Source organism: Shewanella sp. NKUCC06_TVS, from assembly GCF_019345515.1.
GTDB lineage: Bacteria > Pseudomonadota > Gammaproteobacteria > Enterobacterales > Shewanellaceae > Shewanella > Shewanella oncorhynchi.
The window spans coordinates 1-20,799 of sequence record NZ_JAHKQX010000021.1 but is presented as its reverse complement, the minus strand read 5'-3'; the positions used below and the strand labels follow the sequence as shown (position 1 = coordinate 20,799).

Genomic DNA, 20,799 nt, shown 5'->3' with positions numbered 1-20,799 from the left:
TTTAGGTATTTGCCAAATACTATTTTTGATGTTTTATCTGTTTATTGGTGTTTTTATTGATTTAGATGTTCATGTTTAATGATTTTATTTGAGAATAATTCATTTAATTTGCGTTATTTTTGATGATTTGTTTTTATTGTCTGATTTGGCATGAGGGGTTTTGGGGAATTCACAATGTGTTTTAAAAAAGTATCGATGATAGAAAAACCGCTAAAAAGACCTTAAATAATGAGTTGTCCCGTTTAAGTGTTTTATTTTTAATCAATTAATGCGCTGAGTTTGACATCAACCAATGGCATAAGCCTATTCAGAATTGTGTGGCAGGATGGATATTTCGCGATAACGGCATTGTTTGTGAGCTGAAAACAAAAAAAGCACGTGAATGGTTCACGTGCTTGTAGGTCTTGTTTGGCGCTTTGGCTGGTGGAGGAGACGCTTTATTCAGCTGGCGCTTTATTTCGCAGGTTCTACTAGCAGGCGCCAATAAGAGACGACTAACCCAACTGTCTCTCACAAGAAGCCAAATACTTAGCTTGTTATTTTGCGTCCGTTACCAGTGTTGTTTTGGCTGGGCGCAGGCTATTGAATTCTGTGCCTTGATAGTATCCCGGCCAATCTTGGCTGTTGCCCAATGTGCGCGTGACTTGGTAGTAGATTTGCAAGTCTTGCAGCGCGCCGTTTAAATCCCAATCTTCACGATATTCATCGCAGACATTGTGATAACAGCCTTTCATTGTCGCTTGCATCTGAGTTTTATAAGCAGCCGTGGCTTCGTCAACGGGGTCGCTACCGCCGCCGGCAAAGACGGCGGGCACGCCTAGTTTGGCAAAGCTGAAATGATCTGAACGGAAGAAACCGCCCGAAGCGGGATTTTTCTCACCCATGGCGATGCGGTTTTGCTGTTTAGCCGCATCGATAAGATAAGTTTCTAACTCAGATTTACCTTTGCCAACGATGGTAAAGTCATTGGTTTTACCGTAGATATTCGTGCTGTCGAGGTTTAACACTGCCACGGTTTTGTCGATAGGGTAAAGTGGATTGGCGGCGTAATAGCGTGAACCGAGTAAGCCCTGTTCTTCACCTGTGGTGGCAATAAAGGTGACCGAGCGCGCTAAACCATGGCCTTGTTTGGCATTGTCGGCTAATTGTCTGGCGATTTCGAGAATGCCGGCAGTGCCTGAGGCATTATCCATGGCGCCGTTATAAATTTGATCGCCTGCTTTTGTCTCGTCTTTACCTATGTGATCCCAATGGGCGGTGTAGAGGATTTGCTCGTCGGCTTGTGTGCTGCCGGGGAGTGTGGCGACCACATTGTAGCTATTCGCGTATTCGGCTTTATTTTTAAAGGCGATGTTGGCCGTTTGCTCAAGGGGTAAATTGATTGAGCTGTCGGCGGCGCGTGCCATTAAATTAGGCAGTGATAAACCGGCTTTATCGAACAGTTGCGTAGCCGCGTCCAGTGTAAGCCAGCCTTCGACTTGGATACGGCTATCTTGTTCTGCTTTACTGAGGACCAGATCTTGCTGTGGTCCAGTCCAACTATTTTCTATCACGGACCAAGGGTAAGAGGCGGGCTCGGTATCATGGATAATCAGTGCGCCGAGTGCGCCTTGACGACTGGCCTCTTCAAATTTGTAGCTCCAACGGCCGTAATAGGTCATGGCTTTACCGTTGAATTTCCCCGAGTCAGGGCGAGCAAAGCCGGGATCGTTCACTAAGATCACCGCGATTTTGCCTTTCATGTCGAGATCTTGGTAATCATTCCAACCATATTCAGGGGCATTCACCCCATAGCCGACGAAGACTAATGGCGCGTTCTCAATACTAATACCACCGTTATCGTGGCGACTGCTGAGCACTAGATCTTTTCGGTATTTAAAGGGTAATCCTGCCAGCGTGACTTGCTGCGCTTCATCTGCTGTATAGCTCACCATAGGCACAGGTTGTAAAAAGCTGCCTTGGTACGCGCCCTTGAGTCCCATCTCTGTAAAGGCTTTGGTCAAATAGTCCAAGGTGAGTTTTTCACCGTGAGTGGTGGGCGCGCGGCCTTCAAATTCATCGGATGACAGGGCTTTAATATCATTTCTAAAGCGCGCTTCATTAAACTGCACTGGTTTGAGTTCAGCCAAAGTGCTGTTGCTATCAGGCTCTGATACATTTGGACTACAGGCGCTGAGCATGGCCAACGCACAGAGTGGATACAGACGTCGCATAGGTTAATCCTACTGTTGTTTTAATTAAGGTATTTTAGATTTATGTTAATCAATCAGAAGCGAGACTTATCATGAAGCAAGCCGCGGTGAGCCACAAGGTTGAGAAGAAGGTGAATATGTTACTTAATGTTGCTTTACCCTATGCAATACGCCTTGGGCGAGGCGTGTTGCATAGGTAATGTTTAAGCGACTGGCAAGGATGAATTGCTAGACATAGGATTAGACATCTGTTTAAACAACGTCGATGTCGCCAGCGCAGGCAAACACATGGTTCGGGCGGAAGGGCTCTTTGTCGATATCTTCAAGCTTACTCACGCCGCTAGTGACCAGAATGGTTTCAAGCCCTGCTTGGAAGCCCGCCAAAATATCGGTACGCATATTGTCGCCTATGATGACAGTGTCTTCCGAGTGCCCATCGATATGATTAAGTGCAGAGCGAATAATCCAAGCGCTCGGTTTGCCCACGTAGAAAGGTTTCTTACCGGTAATACGTTCGATGGGTGAGCAGAGTGCGCCACAAGCAGGGCTGTAGGCTGGACCGTGGGTATCGGGGTTAGTGGCAATAAAGCGCGCGCCGCGTGCGATGAAGCCTGCCGCTTTATGGATCATCTCCCAGTTGTAGGAGCGGGTTTCACCGACAATCACAAAATCGGGGTTAATATCGGTAATGGTAAAGCCTGCTTTGTAGAGTTCGTGGGTGAGGGCGCCTTCGCCAATGACATAGGCCTTGCTGCCTTCTTGGTGTTTTAAAAAGTCGGCGGTGGCCATGGCGGAGGTGTAAAAGCATTCTTCAGGAATATCAATACCGGCGGCACTTAAACGGTTTTGCAGATCCTTACCCGTTTGTACGGGATAGTTAGTCAATATCACTAACGGATTGCCTTGCTCTAAAATGCGCTGGATAAATTTGTCGCTGCCGGGGATCAGTTTATTGTCGTGCAGTAGTACACCATCGATATCGCAGATAATATTTTTCATCTAATAGTCTCTTGTCATGCCGATCAAAAATCACTTTTTCGTTAAGTTATCTAATGCCACATTGCCTCAGAAAACAATGCTTTTGTTGAAAATAGTTAAAAAAATAGAGACCCGAAGGTCTCTATTTTTTTGATTGGTACAACTTACGGTCAAGTGGAACTAATCGGGCGCGTAACCGCTTGGGCCGATAAGGTTGCCATCGAGATAGGCTTGGCCATTTTGCATGTTAAGACGTTGCTGACTAAACCATTTCACCACGAGCGGATAAATGGCATGTTCTTGCTCATGCACGCGGGCGGCGAGCATATCAGCGGTATCGTCTTCATAAACAGGCACTTTGGCCTGTAATATCACTGGGCCTGCATCCAGCTCTGGCGTGACAAAATGCACGCTAGCACCATGTTCGCTATCGTTCGCGTCTATGGCACGTTGATGGGTGTTTAAGCCAGTGTATTTAGGTAGCAGCGAAGGATGAATATTGATCATGCGACCTAGGTAATGATTCACGAAATCATCGGTTAAGATCCGCATAAATCCCGCCAACACGATTAAATCGGGCTGATACTTTTCAATCACTGTCATTAAACGTGCATCGTATTCAGAGCGAGATTCACCTTGGTGAGCTATCACGCAGCTGGTATCAATTTCGCCATGATGGGCGCGCACTAGGCCATAGGCATCGGGTTTATTACTGATGACTCCGACAACTTCGGCCTGCAGATTATCATCGCAACCGTCGATAACCGCTTGCAGGTTACTGCCATTTCCGGAAATTAATACAACTACACGACAGCTCTGGGGCATTACAGGATCTCCACTTGCTCTTCATTGCCTTCACGATGTGTGATAGCACCGATAAGCCATGCTTGTTCGCCTTCTGCAGCCAGTAATGCAAGTGCTGCATCTACTTTATCGGCTGGCAGCGCGACTAACATGCCGACGCCACAGTTGAAGGTGCGATACATTTCGTATTCTGCAATGTTGCCATTTTCCATTAACCAACTGAAAACAGCGGGCCATTGCCATGAATCGCCTTGGATAACCGCTTTTAAATTATCTGGCAGTACGCGTGGGATGTTTTCCCAGAAGCCGCCGCCAGTAATGTGCGCCATCGCATGGACATCAGATGCTTCAATCAGTTTGAGCAATGATTTTACGTAAATTTTGGTTGGCTCAAGTAGATGTTCAATCAGCGGTTTGCCGTTGAGATCTTGTTGAGGGTCTGCTTGGCTCACTTCTAATACTTTACGTACTAAAGAGTAACCATTTGAATGAGGGCCGCTTGAGGCTAATGCAATAAGTGCATCACCCGCTGCCACTTTGCTACCGTCAATAATGTCGGCTTTTTCAACTACACCCACGCAGAAACCCGCTAGGTCGTAATCTTCACCTTCATACATGCCTGGCATTTCAGCGGTTTCACCGCCAATTAACGCACAACCAGATTGGAAACAACCTTCGCCGATGCCATTGACGACGGACGTTGCCGTTTCAACATCGAGTTTGCCTGTTGCGTAGTAATCGAGGAAAAACAGTGGCTCAGCGCCTTGGACGATCAGATCGTTCACACACATGGCGACTAAATCTATGCCGACAGTGTCATGTTTTTTATAGTCGATAGCTAAACGTAATTTAGTCCCAACACCATCGGTGCCAGAGACTAAAACCGGTTGTTTGTATTTAGTGGGGATTTCACACAGGGCGCCAAAACCACCTAAGTTGCCCATAACTTCTGGACGACGGGTACGTTTAACGGCTGCTTTAATGTTACTTACCAGTGCATTACCTGCATCAATATCAACGCCGGCATCTTTATAGCTCAGTGGGGTAGGTGTGCTCACGGAGGGATCCTCTCGGGTACATCGTTATTGGATTTTATGCGGCGGTATTCTACCAGCTTGTGCTAGGGGTCGAAAGTCATGATTTGGATTTATGCCCCTCGGCGGAGTTTTTTTGGTCTGAATGCGAGATATTCTATTTTTAGAGGTCTTAAGTTTGATCACAAAATAGTAAATCACAGTAGGTATCTTAGACGATTGGGGATTATTCTTGGGAGATAGCTCACGATTAGACCGAATGGCAAAACTTTCTGTTTTACCTAGTAAACAAATCAACTAGAATCTGAAAAATTTGCCTAAAATAATACGCCGAAAAATAAGCAGGAGAGAAAAATGAAAGTTGTCGAGGTTAAACATCCTTTAGTGCGTCACAAAATCGGTTTAATGCGCGAAGGTGACATTAGCACTAAACGTTTCCGTGAACTAGCCGCCGAAGTGGGTAGTTTATTAACCTATGAAGCTACCGCAGATTTCGAAACTGAAACGGTGACGATTGAAGGCTGGAATGGTCCGGTTGAGGTCGATCAAATCAAAGGTAAAAAAGTCACTGTCGTGCCAATTTTACGTGCGGGTTTGGGTATGATGGACGGCGTACTCGAGCACATTCCAAGTGCGCGTATCTCAGTTGTCGGTATTTACCGTGATGAAGAGACCCTTGAGCCAGTGCCTTATTTTGAGAAGCTGGCCAGCGACATGAACGAGCGTATCGCTTTAGTTGTCGACCCTATGTTGGCGACAGGTGGTTCTATGATTGCGACCGTCGATTTATTGAAAAAGCGCGGTTGTACTTCAATTAAGGCCTTAGTGCTAGTGGCTGCGCCTGAAGGCATTAAAGCCTTAGAAGCGGCGCATCCGGATATCGAATTATATACTGCCGCTATCGATAGATGCTTAAACGAGAAAGGTTATATCCTGCCTGGTCTTGGTGATGCGGGCGATAAAATCTTTGGTACTAAATAGCCAAAGTTGCTAAATAATCTGAGTTGCTGATGCTCAATTGAGCGGATGTGGTCAGTAAGGGAGCCTAGGCTCCCTTTTTGTTTTTGTTCAATACAGAAATAACAACTTTATCTTAAGCTGCTAAAGTTTAGAATAAGCTAAATAATAATTATCTATTGAAGTTGTTTTTATTGGCTTATTTTGCAATGTTATTGATCGCAGTTTACGTTTTGTGCAAGGTACATTGTCGGTAGAACAGGGATTAAGAGGAATTATGGGAAATTCGGCTCTCAACTGGTTATTATTGCGTCGATCATTTGAATTTGCGACCCTCTTGTTTGTCGTACTCCTACTTATTCTATTACCGATTAAAATCGATAGAGAGCATAAATCCTTTGTGTCTTTTGTAAAAAACGAGCAACTTACACCGAGTTATGTTGAACTGCTCGGTAAAAGCTTATCTCTGCACGATATTATTGATTTCAATAAATCCTCTTTAGCGCTTTTTCAACTCGACCCTTCCAGATTAATGCTGCCGCAAGGGGGAGTGCTTTCCGCAGAAGAAGAGCAAGTATTACGCTATTTTGATTATCTCTATTCCAGTAAAACCAGTAAAAAGACCAATGTCGAAGATATATTCCTGTATGTGGGACTTTATCGCAGTGATGCCATGTATTTTGCCTCCCCAATTCCTGAGGACGTAAAAGCGCGGCTGATTAAAGACCGTACTTCAACGAATGAGTTTTGTCAGAGTCTGCACTATTGCGCGAAAGACGCGACCCCAGAGTCCTTAGCCGATGGAATCGTATTATCCATTCCTTATCAAGATGAAGTCAGTGGGAAAGTCATTTTATCGATGGCATCACCGATTTCATCATCTAATGATCCTAATCATTTCATCGGTGATGTTATTGCCGACACGGCCTTAATGACGTCGGTTTTTATGCGTAATAAACATGTTGAATTGCAGAAAACGGATTATGGTACTGAGTTGGTGATCACGACAGATAGCCTTTGGGCTGAACTGACGCCGGAGTTCTTGTTTTATTCGATGACAAATCATTTAGATAACATGACTTCACTGACATATAAAATCAGTATATTTCGTTTCATTGTGTGGAATTTGCCCCTGTGGTTTTTGTTATCTATCGTGATCTTCTTCGTTCAAATTAATATCAATCGTTTTAGGAAACTTCGTACTGAGCGTCAACGGTTTAGTGAAGCGATGTTATTGGATGCTTTTACTCGAACCTATAATAAGAAAGTCTATGAGACCACACTGTTTGATGTCGCAACTAAGGGGCATTACGCGGTGATTTGCGTGGACGGCGACAAAATCAAAACCATTAATGATACCTATGGGCATAAACTCGGGGATATGGCGATCATGCAAATTGTTGATGCGATGCGCAGTGTATTTCGAGAAAATGATTTGTTAATCAGAACCGGCGGTGATGAGTTTGTCGTTATCTTAGCCAATTGTACTTTTGAACGGGCCTTATTGTTGGCTGAACATTTACGTCAGGCGGTCGCAGAGCGGCAGTTTTTAAATGTGCTGACAGTCTCCTGCGGTGTGGCTGATTCGCAAGATTATGCTTCCTTTGAGGCAGTGCTACAAGCGGCGGATAAAGCGTTATATGAAGATAAAAAGAATAGGCAAGGGAGTCGCAAACTTGACCCGACATCTTAATTATTACGTTAATTAGTACATGAGTTATCGAGTGAATCAGTGAGTTAACCAGCTGCCCGCAATAAAGTGAATACCCGAGATAAAAAACAGCGCGGAGAATGCCGCGCTGTTGTTACTTTCTAATCCGGTAATGTAAACATCTGCGATAACACTTACAACACCATGGCCGCAATCCACCCAAACACTAATAGTGGAATATTGTAGTGGATAAATGTTGGGATCACGCTGTCACGAATGTGGTCGTGTTGACCATCGGCATTCAAACCTGCAGTGGGACCTAAGGTGGAATCTGATGCTGGCGAGCCCGCATCACCCAGCGCGGCGGCAGTGCCAACTAACGCGATTGTGGCCGCTACTGAAAAACCAAAACTTAATGCCAATGGTACATATATCGTCGCGATAATTGGAATGGTGGAGAAAGACGACCCAATTCCCATAGTGATCAGTAGACCAACCAGTAGCATTAAGAAGGCTGCGAGGGCTTTATTGTTACCAATAATCTCACTAAGCGAGGCCACAAGCGTACCTACTTCACCGGTTTCTTTCACTACAGCGGCAAAGCCTGCGGCTGAAATCATGATAAAGCCGATATTGGCCATCATTCGCACACCTTGGTTGAAAATATCTTGGTCGGCGACATGCTTCAAGGCACCCGAAAAACTGAAAATCATGAAGCCGACTAAGGCACCAAAAATCATAGAGTCAGTTTCGAGTTGTACGACGAGAGTGGCTAATATTGCTAGTGCAGCAATGATGATATTGCGTTTGTTGAGATTTTCTTCAGGTTCAGCGACCAACACTTTTGCCTCGTCGTAAGTCCGAGGTTTACGGTAACTGATGAATACTGCAGTGAGTAACCCTACGACCATACCCGCGGCAGGGATTAACATGGCTGGCGGAATTTGCTCGCGAGCAGCGGCTAAGCCATTGCTGGTTAAGTTGGAAAGCAGAATATCATTTAAGAAAATGCCACCAAACCCAATCGGTAAAATCATATAGGTGGTGACTAGGCCGAAGGTGAGAACACAAGCCACAAGGCGACGGTCGATGTTCAGTTTGGTCATCACATGTAAGAGTGGTGGCACTAAAATCGGAATGAAGGCGATATGGATCGGTAAAATATTCTGTGAAGCCATCGACATGACGAGTAGCGATAACAGCAGTAACCATCGTACCCAGTTAGTGTTAGTGGGATTAGGATCTTGTCCAAGGCTACTAATGATGCTTCTAGAAATCAGCGTCGTTAAGCCTGAATGCGATAGTGCGACAGCGAAGGCGCCTAATAATGCATAACTGAGCGCAATTTGTGCGCCGCCACCTAAGCCTGTATTAAAGGCATCTATAGTTTGGTGCAGATCCATTCCGCCTACCAATCCCGCCACGAGGGCGCTCACGGTCAGGGCAATAACCACATTCACCCTAGCTAAACTGAGTGCTAACATTAAGCACACTGCAATTACGACTGCATTCATTATCAATTTTCTTAATTCTTTAAGCCAAAGGAGCTATTTTCGACTGCAAAGGCAGTGGATGTCCAGTTTGCCGAGGGCTTATCTGAAAAATATCTGAAAATGTGATCATGCTGGTTTTTGTCTGTTAGCTGAATGTGGATTGCTCCGCACACTGGATACACAGATTGCTCTATCCTTAGTCAGGCAAAACGGAAATACCCTTGAAAAATGTGATATTGGTCTTAAATAGGTTGTAAGGCACAGCACACGACTTATAATGCCTAAGGATTTGATTGGTAAGAACACCTTTTAATCAGTAAGGATTTAACTTGACCTAGGTTGAGAACATACTGGCTAGAAGGCATCTTGCCTTACACTTAGTTCAACTCATAGATGGAGATATAAAATGAGCGTATTAGTAGGCCGTCAGGCTCCTGATTTTACTGCTGCAGCTGTATTAGGTTCTGGCGAAATCGTTGATAGCTTTAACTTGACTGCAGCCATCAAAGGCAAACCAGCCGTCGTATTCTTCTATCCACTTGACTTCACTTTCGTTTGCCCATCAGAGTTGATCGCTTTTGATCACCGTATGGAAGAGTTCACTAAGCGTGGCGTAGAAGTGATTGGTGTGTCTATCGATTCTCAGTTTACCCACAATGCATGGCGTAACACCCCAGTTGAAAAAGGCGGTATTGGCCAAGTTAAATACACGCTAGTGGCTGATGTTAAACATGAAATCTGTAAAGCATACGATGTTGAGCATCCAGAAGCGGGTGTGGCTTTCCGTGGTTCATTCTTGATCGACAAAGAAGGCATGGTTCGTCACCAAGTCGTTAACGATCTGCCATTAGGCCGTAACGTTGATGAAATGCTACGTATGATCGATGCACTGCAATTCCATGAAGAGCACGGTGATGTTTGTCCTGCTGGCTGGGAAAAAGGCGATAAAGGTATGAATGCAAGCACTGAAGGTGTTGCTGCTTACCTGTCTGAAAACGCAAGCTCACTGTAATTAGTACTTTTCTAATCACAGTCGCCTGTTAAATGAAAAAAGCTGCCAATGGCAGCTTTTTTGTTTTTCATTGCTGAAGATCTATTGTTAACTGTTCAATTTATTCCACAGTACTGCTTTCTGCATCCTGCGCATCCACGGCCAGTAACGGCCAGCCACCTAATGATTTCCAACGATTCACTATGTGACAAAAAAGCTCCGCGGTACGTTCGGTATCATATAGCGCCGAATGGGCTTCTTTATTATCGAAGGGAATACCCGCCATAATGCATGCCTTGGCAAGTACGGTATGACCAATGGCGAGTCCGGCGAGCGTTGCTGTGTCAAAGGTGGCAAAAGGATGAAACGGCGAGCGTTTTAAGTCGCAACGTTCTATCGCCTTACTCACAAAACCATGATCGAATGCCGCATTGTGCGCCACTATGATACTGCGATGGCAGTCGGAGGCTTTTTGGGCTTTCTTCACGGCTTTAAAGATTTCTAAAAAGGCTTCTTTCTCGCTCACCGCTCCCCGTAACGGATTAGTGGGATCAATACCGTTGAATGCTAACGCTTCGGGTTCTAAATTTGCGCCTTCAAAGGGCTCAATGTGGAAGTGTAGGGTTTTATCGATTCCTATCACACCTTCATTGTCCATTTTTAGTAGGGTGACGGCAATTTCTAGCAACGCATCGGTTTGAGAGTTGAAGCCCGCAGTTTCGACATCAATAACTACGGGAAAGTAGCCTCGAAATCGGTATTTCAATTTGTTCGCGTCGCAAATGTCACTCATAAAGTACTCAAGAAAATTCACAGGGCGCTATTATGCTAAATGTGTTGGGGTGTGTCATGCTTGATTGGTGGTTTTATGAGCTAAAGGAACTAAATAGTTTGCCGATAAAGCCATGTAACCGATTAAACATGAGTAAAGGCTATGTGGCGAAAACTGATATTAGTATCAATTTTATGCGTTCCAGCAACTGCAATGGCAGAGTTGCGCCATTATGTCGCCTCTTTAAGTGATTCCCAGTGGCGAGTGAGTGAAAATACTCCCATCGTCTGTCGCCTTGAGCATGATATTCCTTCTTACGGTAAAGCAATTTTTACCAGTGAAGCGGGTAAACAGCAGAATATGACTTTTACCTTAGATATGTGGGTAAAACCTGATCAAGTGACGCAGGCGAAATTAATTAGCCGCGCGCCGCAGTGGCGTCCTGGTGTGGTATCGAAAGAGATCACGTCATTACATTATCAAAAGTACTTTAACGGTGAAGTGCCTAAGCGCGCAGCTTGGTCTATGTTGGCAGAGTTGAGTCGCGGTATGGAACCAACGTTTTACTATGCTGATTGGTATAACGAGTCGAATAAGATAGCTGTGGGTTTGTCTTCAGCTAATTTTGGCCGTAAATATACTGAGTTTAAAGCTTGTCTAGCGCATTTATTGCCCTATAGCTTTGAAGATATCGCTTTTACTGTATTAAATTACGATGAAGGCGGAACCGATTTAACTCGTTTCTCCCAGCAACAACTGTCTCGGGTGCAAGAATATTTAGCCTATGATCCCTTGGTAGAGTTAGTGCTGGTGGATGCGTATACCGACAGCTATGGCGGCCGTTCAGTAAACCAGAAAGTGTCGGATACACGAGCTGCGTCGGTAAAAGAGTTCTTTGTTGCCAGTGGTATTCCTCAAGATCGTATTGTCACATTTGGGCATGGTGAGCGTCGTCATGTGGCTTCCAATGATGATATGGATGAAAGGGCGCGTAACCGTCGTGTTGTTATACGGATCAGTAAACCTTTGTAGTGTTTGTTTTACCTAGGTTTTAAGTGTTTTCCAATGCCAAGTTTATGACTTGGCATTGTCGTTTTTAAAAGAAGGAGAGTTCAGGCAGTATGCCACTTTAATCGAATGATTCGCTCAATTTGCGAGTATGGGGAAAAATAATGAGATTTTTTAATTTGTAGTGATGACATATCCACCTCAACAAGTACTGCAGAAAGCGAGAGTGGGATAGTACGAGTAATATAGATGAAGTATAAAACTTGGCCGTTGCAATAATCAGGATTGTGTTTGAAATGCTAAAAAAAAGCCCGCTTAAACTAAGCGGGCCGCAAAAATAATGCATTTGCAATCAACAAATTGAAGGAAGGAAGTCAAGCATAAGAACCAGAAAAGAAACTGAAGTGTTGGGAACACACCAGTTTAAAAGTTCTTTGTTTTCGATATCTGCAAGCAGTTATCTCCTGAAAACAAGCACATTCTATTGGGAAACCTGTTGTAAAACAAACGAGAAAAATTGCCCATAAACATTAGTAATTCTAATGACTGCAAAGGTGATTTATATCACTTAAGTCACTATTTACCTTGATTAATAACTTATAACTCACTATTAATGCATAATAATACACTTCAATAAGCTTATCCTTGCTGCTATTTTGTTAAATTCACGATACAGCTTAAAAAACTTCATATTAAGTTACGCCATTGCCATGATTTTTTTTGCTTGTATAGTACTTGCTGAAAAGGCCTTAAGCCCGAAACCATAAGAAGGACGACAACACGATGGCATTAAGATTTCGCCTTGCAAAGCAAGGTTTGTTAGTGGCCACATTGGGGATGGCACTCGGTGCCTGCCAAAGTGGCAATGCACCTGAGCAAAATTCGACTGAGCAGGCAAGCGCAACTAAACTCGTTTACCCTGTTACTGAAAAAGATGACCTCGTCGAAACCATTCATGGTGTCGCAGTGGCCGACCCTTATCGTCATCTGGAGGCCAATACGCCTGAAACTGAAGAGTGGGTAAAAGAACAACAAGACTTTGGTCAAGCCTACCTCGCTAAGATCCCCAATAAACAAGCTGTGGTCGAACGTATTACAGAACTTTGGAATTACGAAAAAGTCTCTGCTCCGTTTGAAAACGGCGACAATCAATTTTACTACCGCAATGATGGCCTACAGGCGCAATCGGTTTTGTACGTTAAAGGTTTAGATGGTGTTGAAAAGCCTGTTCTTGACCCAAATAAACTGTCTGCGGATGGTACTGTTGCCTTATCCGGCGTTGCTGTGAGTAATGACGGTAAAATTTTAGCCTATGGCGTTTCAAATTCTGGCTCAGATTGGCAGCAATGGCAGTTCGTTGATATTGCAACCGGTAAGAAACTGGCCGATGAACTGAAATGGATTAAATTTTCTAGCGCAGTGTGGGATAAAGAAAATCAAGGTGTGTTCTACGCCCGTTATGATGCCCCAGCAGGGGGGGATGTCTTAGCTGACGTTAATTTTAACCAAAAAGTGTATTACCACAAATTAGGCACAGACCAACATCAAGATCTATTGATTTATGAGCGTCCACAGAATAAAGATTGGGGCTTTGGTATTGATGTCTCTGAGAAAGGTGAATACTTATTACTGTCGATTTCTCAAGGTACGGATAAGCGTAATCGTTTCTTCTATAAATCGTTATTTGAGCCTAAATCCCAAGTGGTGGAATTGATCCTCAAATTAGAAGCTGAATATGAATTTCTCGGTAATGATGGTTCAGTGTTTTATTTCAAAACCGACTTAGAGGCGCCTAATGGTAAAGTGATTGCGATTGATACCCGCAATAGTGATAAATCGCAATGGCAAACGATTATTCCTGAGTCTAAAGATCCGATTAATAATGTCGCCATTATTAATGACCATTTAGTGGTGAGTTATTTACATGATGTGTTAGGTCAATTATCGATTTACAGTATGGGTGGTCAGAAGCGTCAAGATGTGGCATTGCCTGGTCTTGGCAATGTGGCAGGGCCTTTTGGTAAAGCCAGCAAAGATTATTTCTATTATGTGTTCAATAGTTATATTCAGCCTGAAACCACCTATAAGTTTGATTTTAAAACTGGCGGTTCAACCGTCATTGCTAAACCCAAAGTCTCGTTTAATCCCGATGACTATGTTTCTGAACAGGTTTTCTATAGCAGCAAAGACGGTACGCGTGTGCCTATGATGCTCTCCTATAAAAAGGGCTTAGTGAAAAACGGTCAAAATCCGACATTACTTTATGCCTATGGTGGTTTTGCCATTTCGATGACACCACGTTTTAGCCCTGCCAATATCGCTTGGTTAGACATGGGGGGCATTTATGCTGTGCCGAGTTTACGTGGCGGTGCTGAGTATGGCGAAAGCTGGCATCAAGCGGGGATGTTCGATAAAAAGCAAAATGTGTTTGATGACTATTTTGCTGCTGCTGAATATCTGGTAAGCGAAAAATACACCAACAGCTCTAAACTCGGTGCCTATGGCCGCAGTAATGGTGGTCTGTTGATGGGTGCTGCTGTGACTCAACGTCCTGAACTTTTTGCTGCCGTATTACCTGCGGTGGGCGTGTTGGATATGCTGCGTTTTCACAAGTTCACTATTGGTTGGGCTTGGACGAGTGAATACGGCAGTGCTGATAAAGCAGAGCAATTCCCTGCGCTATTGGCTTATTCGCCCTATCACAATGTAAAAGCGCAAGCTTATCCTGCGACTATGGTAATGACAGCGGATCATGATGATCGTGTTGTGCCATTACACAGTTTCAAGTTTGCGGCCATGCTGCAGGAGAAACAGCAGGGCAATAAACCAGTCATTATGCGTATCGAGTCAAATGCTGGTCATGGAGCGGGTAAGCCCACGGCGATGAAGATCGACGAATTTGCCGACATCTACAGTTTCTTGTGGCAGAGTTTTGGCTTAACCTTGCCACAAGCTATCGCAAAATAACTAACTATGTTAATAAAATGGGGTCGTTTTACCCCATTCTCTTTTACAATTGCCCCTATTCATCTGAAACCCGCGCTATTCCTATCTATATCTTCATCGGGTCATTCACAAGTCTTGTTTCCCTAGGTATAGTAAGCGTCAATTTTTCAACCAAAATTTGCTTATTTTCAAATGATGTTTCATTGGCCAATTTCAGTCTATTACGAAGACACCGACGCTGGTGGCGTTGTCTATCATTCGAACTACCTCAACTTTTTTGAGCGCGCGCGAACCGAGTGGCTAAAAGCCCTTGGCGTGAGTCAGACTGCGTTATTAGCCGACGACACCGCTTTTGTCGTAAAGCGTGCGGAACTCGATTTTCGCAAAGCAGCACGTTTTGAACAGAACCTTATTGTTGAAACTAAGGTCATAGAGTTGAAAAAGGCCTCGTTGATCTTTCATCAACGCTTGGTCGATAAACAGGGAGACTGTTATTGTGAAGGCACAGTGCTGGTTGTTTGTGTTGCGCTATCACGTATGCGTCCCCGAGCTATTCCCTTAAATATTGTGCAGGAGTTTGACAGTGCAAGCTGATATGTCGATTGTTGGGTTATTTTTACAAGCCAGTTTATTAGTGAAATTTGTTATGTTCACTTTACTTTGCTTGTCGGTGATGTCTTGGACGGTGATTTTACAACGCCGTAGCTTACTGACATCCGCAAAAAGTAAATCGGCGAAGTTTGAAGACAAATTTTGGTCAGGTGTTGATTTAAACCGTTTATATAAAGAATTATCATCTCGTCCAGATAATAGCGGTTTAGAGTCATTATTTGTGACTGGCTTTAAGGAATATTCACGCCTGAATAAATTAAATAGCAAAGTGCCCGATGCCGTCATGGATGGTACATCGCGTGCTATGCGTGTGACCTTGTCTCGCGAAATGGAAAAGTTAGAAGCTAACTTACCGTTATTGGCTACGATTGGTTCGACTAGCCCTTATATCGGTTTATTTGGTACTGTATGGGGGATCATGAATTCTTTTATCGCTATTGGTTCGATGGAAAACGCCACCTTAGCTATGGTTGCCCCCGGTATTGCTGAAGCTTTGATTGCAACGGCTATGGGTTTATTTGCTGCAATTCCAGCGGTAATCGCCTACAACCGTTTCTCGACTCAAGTCGATAAATTAGAAATGGCTTACGCAAACTTTATGGAAGAGTTCTCCAGCATTTTGCATCGCCAAGCATACAGTGAGAAGGAAGGGGCATAATGCAACCAGCTTATCAGCGCAAACGTCGTCGCCCCGTTGCTGAAATCAACGTGGTGCCTTATATCGACGTCATGCTCGTGCTGTTAATTATTTTTATGGTAACAGCACCCATAGTGACCCAAGGGGTCAAAGTGGAGCTGCCTCAAGGGGCGGCAGAAGTGTTACCCAATGACAGTAAGCCACCCATTGTTGCTTCAATCGATGGTGATGGTGATTACTTCCTCAATAAAGGCGGTTCAACGAATGTGCCTATGGATTTGGAAGAATTGGCAACGGAAGTGGCTGCACTTATCGTGACTGAACCTGAGCGTCCTGTTGTGGTTAAAGCCGATAGAAATATTCCTTACGATAAAGTGATTCAGTTGATGGTGACACTGCAGCAATCTGGCGTGCCATCAGTCGGTTTGATGACGGATTCACCCAAGGAGAAATAGGTGGCAGATAAGTCAGATGTAACATTACCTCTGTCAATTTCAGCGGGTATTCATATTGGCGTGATAATTATTCTGGCGTTAGGAATAGATTTTTCTCACAAACCTGAGCCTATGCAACAAGTTAGCACACCAGCAATCAAAGCGGTTATGGTTGATCAGCAAAAAGTGGCTAATCAAGTTGAGAAACTTAAGCAAGAAAAGCGTGATGCCGAACGCCGTGAGCAAGAACGTCAAGCCGAGCTTGAACGCAAAGCTCAAGAAGCGAAACAGGCACGCGAGCGCGAACAAGCTCAGATTAAACAGCTAGAGCAAGAACGTAAGCAGCAGGAAATTGAGATTCAAAAAGCCAATGAAGCGACCAAATTAGCCCAGGTGAAACAGCAGCAGGAAAAGGAAAAAGCGGTCAAAGCCGAAGCCGACCGCAAGCTGAAAGAGCAGGAGCGTAAGGTTGCTGAAGACGCTGCACAAAAAGCCGCTGAAAAACGCAAGGTTGAAGAAGCTGCTGCAGTGAAAGCTGAAACTGACCGTAAGCAAAAAGCAGATGCGGAAGCTAAAGCTAAAGCGGAGGCTGATGCCAAAGCTAAAGCAGATGCCAAAGCTAAAGCGGATGCCAAAGCTAAAGCGGATGCCAAAGCTAAAGCAGATGCCAAAGCTAAAGCGGATGCTAAAGCTAAAGCGGATGCTAAAGCTAAAGCGGATGCTAAAGCCCTTGCCGATCAAGAGCAGGAAATGGCTGATGCATTAGCGGCTGAGCAAGCGGCGCTGTCGCAAACCATGAATAAGCAGATGCAGAGTGAAGTCGGTAAGTATCAGGCAATGATAAAATCAACTATTCAACGTAATTTGGTAGTGGATGAATCTATGCGTGGAAAGACTTGTACTGTCTCTGTGCGTTTAGCGAATGATGGGTTTGTGATCAGCAGCCAAACAAAAGGTGGTGATCCCAACGTTTGTCGTGCAGCAAAAGCGGCGATTTTGAAAGCGGGCAAACTGCCTGTGTCTCCGGATCCTGCGGTTTATAACTTGATGAAAGAAATTAACTTAATCGTTGAACCAACGTTTAATTAAAGGAGCACCATGAAAATATTGGCAAAATGGTTAGCACTGGCAGTTATGCTGTGCACCACCCCCGCGAAAGCGGCATTGGATATTGTGATCACAGAAGGTGTTGACGCAGCGCGTCCCATCGCTGTGATGCCTTTTGTATGGCAAGGTCCTGGCGCACCGCCACAAGCGATTGCTGATGTGGTGATGTCTGACTTAGCTCGTAGCGGTACCTTTAAACCTTTAGACGAGCTCGGACTACCTCAGCGCAATATTGGTGCTTTGGCTCAGTTTCAACCTAGTTCATGGTCTAGCGTTGGCGCAGAAGCTGTGGTGTTAGGTACTGTGAAACCTTACGGAACCGATCAGTATTTGGTGAGCTTTGATTTAATCGATTTAGTTAAAGCACAAAACCAAGCATTGAAAGGCTCAGTCAGCGCTACAGAATTTTTGATGGACAGTCGCCAAACTGTGATTTCAGCAGCGCAATTTCGTCAATATGGTCATAGAATTAGCGATATCGTCTATGAAAAGTTAACCGGTATTCGCGGTGCATTCTTAACGCGGATCTCCTACGTCGTGGTTAATCATACTCAAAAAGCACCTTATCAGTTGATGGTTGCTGACTATGATGGTTTTAACGAGCAAATGTTACTGCGCTCACCTGAGCCATTAATGTCACCCACTTGGTCGCCTGATGGGCGTCGTTTGGCGTATGTTAGCTTTGAAAATAAAAAAGCAGAGATTTTCGTACAAGACCTTTATACCCAAGTGCGCACTAAAGTGAGCTCTTTCCCTGGTATTAACGGTGCGCCGGCTTTCTCTCCTGATGGCAAATCTTTGGCTGTGACGCTGTCTAAGGATGGTCAGCCTGAGATCTATGTTATCGATATTGCGACAAAAGCGATTAAGCGTATTACCAATCACTATGCTATCGATACTGAACCATCATGGTATCCTGATGGAAAGTCGTTGATTTTCACCTCTGAACGTGGTGGTAGACCGCAAATTTATCGCGTAGAGTTAAGTTCAGGTAAAGTGAGTCGTGAAACATTTGAAGGTGAATGGAACCTTGGTGGTTCAATTACGCCAGATGGACGTAGTATGATTTTTGTTAACCGTACTAACGGTAAGTTTAATATTGCGCGTATGGATTTAAATACGCGTTTTATGCAGGTGCTAACCTCTACACGCTTGGATGAATCCCCAAGTGTGGCGCCTAATGGTACTATGGTCATATATGGCACTACACACCAAGGTAAGCAAGTATTAGCAGCTGTTTCTACGGATGGACGCTTTAAAGCGAGATTACCCGTGGGTCAAGGCGAGGTGAAATCACCTTCTTGGTCTCCGTTTCTCTAATGTTATACCTTGATTTAATCACATTTAATTTTATAAGGAACACGTAATGGATCTGAATAAGTTGTTAAAAGCTATGTTGGTAGCACTTCCAATTATGGCTATTAGTGCATGTAGCTCAACTTCAGAATCAGAAACTGATGCAATGGGCTCAACAAACGGTTCAGGTAGTGAACTGAATGGTGGCATTCAAACTGGTGGTGTGGGTGCTATGTTGTCATCTGAAGAGCAGCAACGTCAGCAGTTAGAAGAGTTGAGAAAAGAACACATCATTTACTTCGATTTCGACCGCAGTGAAGTTCAAACTGAATTCGCCGCTGTATTAGAAGCTCATGGTACTTACTTAGTTGAGCACCCAAGTGTGCGCGTACTGATTGAAGGTCATGCGGATGAGCGTGGCACTCCTGAGTACAACATTGCTCTGGGCGAACGTCGTGCTAAAGCCGTTGCTAAATACCTACAAGGTATGGGCGTACAGCCAAGCCAAATGAGCGTAGTCAGCTATGGCGAAGAAAAACCACTTGATTTTTCTCGCACTGATGAAGGTTTTGGCAAAAACCGTCGTGCAGTTTTAGTTTACTAAGATTGAATCTCGGAGAGTAACACAATGAAACGTGCCGTCTTAATTACGGCAATGTTCCTTGGTGCGGGCGCTGCAGTTGCAGCGCCTGCTCCTGTGGAAGATATTGCTGGTGGTTCGGGTGATGACAGACTTGCTCGTATCGAACGTATTGTAAAATCGAGACAACAAAGTGAGCTCGAGATGCAACGTCGTCTTGATACACTGCAGCAGGAAGTTCTCGATTTACGCGGTTTAACCGAACAACAGAATTATCAGATTGAGCAGATGCAAGAGCGTCAGCGTCAGTTATATGATGAGCTTGCTAATTTATCCTCAAAGGCATCTGCCGCACCTGCAGCTGCAGCGACATCAATCCCCTCTGTGGTATCGACCAATGCTGCCGCAAGTAGTTTAAGTGAAACTGCAAGTTATGAAAATGCCGTTAACTTAGTCTTAAAAGAGCGAAAGTATGACGATGCCATTCCTGCCTTCCGTGCTTTTATCAAACAATACCCAGACTCTGTGTATGCCGCGAATGCGAACTATTGGTTAGGACAGCTATTATTTAATAAGAGCGAATTTGCAGAAGCCAAACAAGCCTTCAAAACTGTGGTTGATCGTTTTAGTGATTCTAATAAACGTGGCGATAGTTTAGTGAAGCTTGGCATGATCGCCGAGAAAACCGGTGATAAAGCTGGTGCGATGCAATACTACCAACAAGTTGTCAAAGATTACGCAAACAGCGCCGCAGCACGCATTGCACAGCAGCAACTGGCTGCAATTAAAGCGTAATTAACTAAAAAACATACTCTTAGTCTGTTTTTCATGCAAACGACAAAAAATTGGGAATTTGCGCTTGCATGAGAAGATGAAAAAGGTATTATAGGCGCCCTCAGAGCGGCGAGGTCGTTCGGGGCGTGAAATACCAGTAAATGGGTCGTTAGCTCAGTCGGTAGAGCAGTTGGCTTTTAACCAATTGGTCGAAGGTTCGAATCCTTCACGACCCACCACTTACTCTAATGAATAGAATAAGTTAGTGGTATTTAGTGAGATAGTCAGTAGTACAATGGGTCGTTAGCTCAGTCGCTTTTTTATAAAGCTAGGGCAGTTGGCTTTTAACCAATCAGTCGAATGGTTCTAATCCTTAATGACACACCACTTTACTGAAAGTGCATAAATCAGCGCAACATCAGATGGGTCGTTAGCTCAGTCGGTAGAGCAGTTGGCTTTTAACCAATTGGTCGAAGGTTCGAATCCTTCACGACCCACCACTTTACTGAAAGTGCATAAATCAGCGTTATACC

General features: G+C 44.3%; 18 protein-coding genes and 3 tRNA genes. 15 read left to right on the top strand and 6 right to left on the bottom strand.

The features are described 5' to 3' along the window. Positions 1–536 precede the first annotated feature (536 nt). The 4 genes from KO531_RS19705 to purM form a co-directional block, all read right to left on the bottom strand. Positions 537–2,213 carry a M28 family metallopeptidase gene (locus tag KO531_RS19705; protein ID WP_219252053.1) on the bottom strand — a complete coding sequence of 559 codons (1,677 nt, stop codon included), beginning with the start codon at positions 2,211–2,213 and terminating at the stop codon, positions 537–539. Positions 2,214–2,444: 231 nt separating this feature from the next. Next, positions 2,445–3,191, bottom strand: coding sequence for an HAD-IIA family hydrolase (locus tag KO531_RS19700; protein WP_028760358.1), 747 nt, complete (start codon positions 3,189–3,191; stop codon positions 2,445–2,447). Between the two features lie 159 nt (positions 3,192–3,350). Then, complete coding sequence (gene purN / locus KO531_RS19695) at positions 3,351–3,995, bottom strand: phosphoribosylglycinamide formyltransferase (protein ID WP_028760357.1); 645 nt, start codon at positions 3,993–3,995, stop codon at positions 3,351–3,353. After that, positions 3,995–5,032, bottom strand: a complete 1,038-nt coding sequence (gene purM, locus KO531_RS19690; protein WP_219252052.1) for a phosphoribosylformylglycinamidine cyclo-ligase — start codon at positions 5,030–5,032, stop codon at positions 3,995–3,997. The genes purN and purM overlap by 1 nt, the downstream gene beginning before the upstream one ends. 330 nt (positions 5,033–5,362) lie before the next feature. Here purM and upp point away from each other — a divergent pair, with 330 nt between their 5' ends. Further along, on the top strand, positions 5,363–5,989 hold the full coding sequence (upp, locus tag KO531_RS19685; RefSeq protein WP_011789711.1) for a uracil phosphoribosyltransferase: 627 nt from the start codon (positions 5,363–5,365) through the stop codon (positions 5,987–5,989). Positions 5,990–6,242: 253 nt separating this feature from the next. Beyond that, positions 6,243–7,658, top strand: coding sequence for a GGDEF domain-containing protein (locus tag KO531_RS19680; protein WP_219252051.1), 1,416 nt, complete (start codon positions 6,243–6,245; stop codon positions 7,656–7,658). Positions 7,659–7,810: 152 nt separating this feature from the next. Here the strand turns inward: KO531_RS19680 and KO531_RS19675 are convergent, their stop codons facing one another. Next, positions 7,811–9,130 carry a Na+/H+ antiporter family protein gene (locus tag KO531_RS19675; RefSeq protein WP_028760354.1) on the bottom strand — a complete coding sequence of 440 codons (1,320 nt, stop codon included), beginning with the start codon at positions 9,128–9,130 and terminating at the stop codon, positions 7,811–7,813. Between the two features lie 385 nt (positions 9,131–9,515). Here KO531_RS19675 and KO531_RS19670 point away from each other — a divergent pair, with 385 nt between their 5' ends. Further along, positions 9,516–10,121 (top strand): peroxiredoxin C, encoded by a 606-nt coding sequence (locus tag KO531_RS19670; protein WP_006081247.1) that lies wholly within the window; start codon positions 9,516–9,518, stop codon positions 10,119–10,121. A gap of 100 nt (positions 10,122–10,221) precedes the next feature. Here KO531_RS19670 and rnt read toward each other — a convergent pair whose 3' ends face one another. After that, positions 10,222–10,893, bottom strand: a complete 672-nt coding sequence (gene rnt, locus KO531_RS19665; RefSeq protein ID WP_219252050.1) for a ribonuclease T — start codon at positions 10,891–10,893, stop codon at positions 10,222–10,224. Between the two features lie 141 nt (positions 10,894–11,034). Between rnt and motY the strand changes: the two genes are divergently transcribed. The 12 genes from motY (at position 11,035) to KO531_RS19605 (ending at position 20,766) form a co-directional block, all read left to right on the top strand. Beyond that, positions 11,035–11,904 (top strand): flagellar protein MotY, encoded by an 870-nt coding sequence (gene motY / locus KO531_RS19660; protein ID WP_113938782.1) that lies wholly within the window; start codon positions 11,035–11,037, stop codon positions 11,902–11,904. Between the two features lie 759 nt (positions 11,905–12,663). Then, entirely contained in the window at positions 12,664–14,847 is a 2,184-nt protein-coding gene (locus KO531_RS19655) for a prolyl oligopeptidase family serine peptidase (RefSeq protein WP_168823900.1), read from the top strand. 171 nt (positions 14,848–15,018) lie between these two features. Further along, positions 15,019–15,420: a tol-pal system-associated acyl-CoA thioesterase gene (gene ybgC, locus KO531_RS19650; RefSeq protein WP_006081251.1), complete on the top strand. Its 402-nt coding sequence runs from the start codon at positions 15,019–15,021 to the stop codon at positions 15,418–15,420. Next, positions 15,410–16,096 carry a protein TolQ gene (gene tolQ, locus KO531_RS19645; RefSeq protein WP_028760350.1) on the top strand — a complete coding sequence of 229 codons (687 nt, stop codon included), beginning with the start codon at positions 15,410–15,412 and terminating at the stop codon, positions 16,094–16,096. The genes ybgC and tolQ overlap by 11 nt, the downstream gene beginning before the upstream one ends. Then, on the top strand, positions 16,096–16,530 hold the full coding sequence (gene tolR / locus KO531_RS19640; protein ID WP_028760349.1) for a protein TolR: 435 nt from the start codon (positions 16,096–16,098) through the stop codon (positions 16,528–16,530). The genes tolQ and tolR overlap by 1 nt, the downstream gene beginning before the upstream one ends. Further along, positions 16,531–17,598: a cell envelope integrity protein TolA gene (gene tolA, locus KO531_RS19635; RefSeq protein WP_219252049.1), complete on the top strand. Its 1,068-nt coding sequence runs from the start codon at positions 16,531–16,533 to the stop codon at positions 17,596–17,598. Positions 17,599–17,607: 9 nt separating this feature from the next. Then, positions 17,608–18,936: a Tol-Pal system beta propeller repeat protein TolB gene (gene tolB / locus KO531_RS19630; protein WP_219234548.1), complete on the top strand. Its 1,329-nt coding sequence runs from the start codon at positions 17,608–17,610 to the stop codon at positions 18,934–18,936. A 46-nt stretch (positions 18,937–18,982) separates the two neighbouring features. Next, positions 18,983–19,516 (top strand): peptidoglycan-associated lipoprotein Pal, encoded by a 534-nt coding sequence (gene pal / locus KO531_RS19625; protein WP_028760346.1) that lies wholly within the window; start codon positions 18,983–18,985, stop codon positions 19,514–19,516. A 24-nt stretch (positions 19,517–19,540) separates the two neighbouring features. Continuing rightward, positions 19,541–20,287 carry a tol-pal system protein YbgF gene (ybgF, locus tag KO531_RS19620; RefSeq protein WP_028760345.1) on the top strand — a complete coding sequence of 249 codons (747 nt, stop codon included), beginning with the start codon at positions 19,541–19,543 and terminating at the stop codon, positions 20,285–20,287. Between the two features lie 142 nt (positions 20,288–20,429). After that, positions 20,430–20,505, top strand: a tRNA-Lys gene (locus tag KO531_RS19615). A 58-nt stretch (positions 20,506–20,563) separates the two neighbouring features. After that, positions 20,564–20,653, top strand: a tRNA-Lys gene (locus KO531_RS19610). A gap of 37 nt (positions 20,654–20,690) precedes the next feature. Next, a tRNA-Lys gene (locus KO531_RS19605) sits at positions 20,691–20,766 on the top strand. Positions 20,767–20,799: the final 33 nt, after the last annotated feature.

Coding starts and splice junctions, on each gene's coding strand:
- KO531_RS19670 (WP_006081247.1), top strand. CDS start 9,516: ATGAGCGTATTAGTAGGCCGTCAGGCTCCTGATTTTACTGCTGCAGCT.
- tolR (WP_028760349.1), top strand. CDS start 16,096: ATGCAACCAGCTTATCAGCGCAAACGTCGTCGCCCCGTTGCTGAAATC.
- ybgF (WP_028760345.1), top strand. CDS start 19,541: ATGAAACGTGCCGTCTTAATTACGGCAATGTTCCTTGGTGCGGGCGCT.
- tolB (WP_219234548.1), top strand. CDS start 17,608: ATGAAAATATTGGCAAAATGGTTAGCACTGGCAGTTATGCTGTGCACC.
- upp (WP_011789711.1), top strand. CDS start 5,363: ATGAAAGTTGTCGAGGTTAAACATCCTTTAGTGCGTCACAAAATCGGT.
- pal (WP_028760346.1), top strand. CDS start 18,983: ATGGATCTGAATAAGTTGTTAAAAGCTATGTTGGTAGCACTTCCAATT.
- purN (WP_028760357.1), bottom strand. CDS start 3,995: ATGCCCCAGAGCTGTCGTGTAGTTGTATTAATTTCCGGAAATGGCAGT.
- ybgC (WP_006081251.1), top strand. CDS start 15,019: ATGATGTTTCATTGGCCAATTTCAGTCTATTACGAAGACACCGACGCT.
- KO531_RS19700 (WP_028760358.1), bottom strand. CDS start 3,191: ATGAAAAATATTATCTGCGATATCGATGGTGTACTACTGCACGACAAT.
- KO531_RS19680 (WP_219252051.1), top strand. CDS start 6,243: ATGGGAAATTCGGCTCTCAACTGGTTATTATTGCGTCGATCATTTGAA.
- rnt (WP_219252050.1), bottom strand. CDS start 10,893: ATGAGTGACATTTGCGACGCGAACAAATTGAAATACCGATTTCGAGGC.
- motY (WP_113938782.1), top strand. CDS start 11,035: ATGTGGCGAAAACTGATATTAGTATCAATTTTATGCGTTCCAGCAACT.
- KO531_RS19655 (WP_168823900.1), top strand. CDS start 12,664: ATGGCATTAAGATTTCGCCTTGCAAAGCAAGGTTTGTTAGTGGCCACA.
- KO531_RS19705 (WP_219252053.1), bottom strand. CDS start 2,213: ATGCGACGTCTGTATCCACTCTGTGCGTTGGCCATGCTCAGCGCCTGT.
- KO531_RS19675 (WP_028760354.1), bottom strand. CDS start 9,130: ATGAATGCAGTCGTAATTGCAGTGTGCTTAATGTTAGCACTCAGTTTA.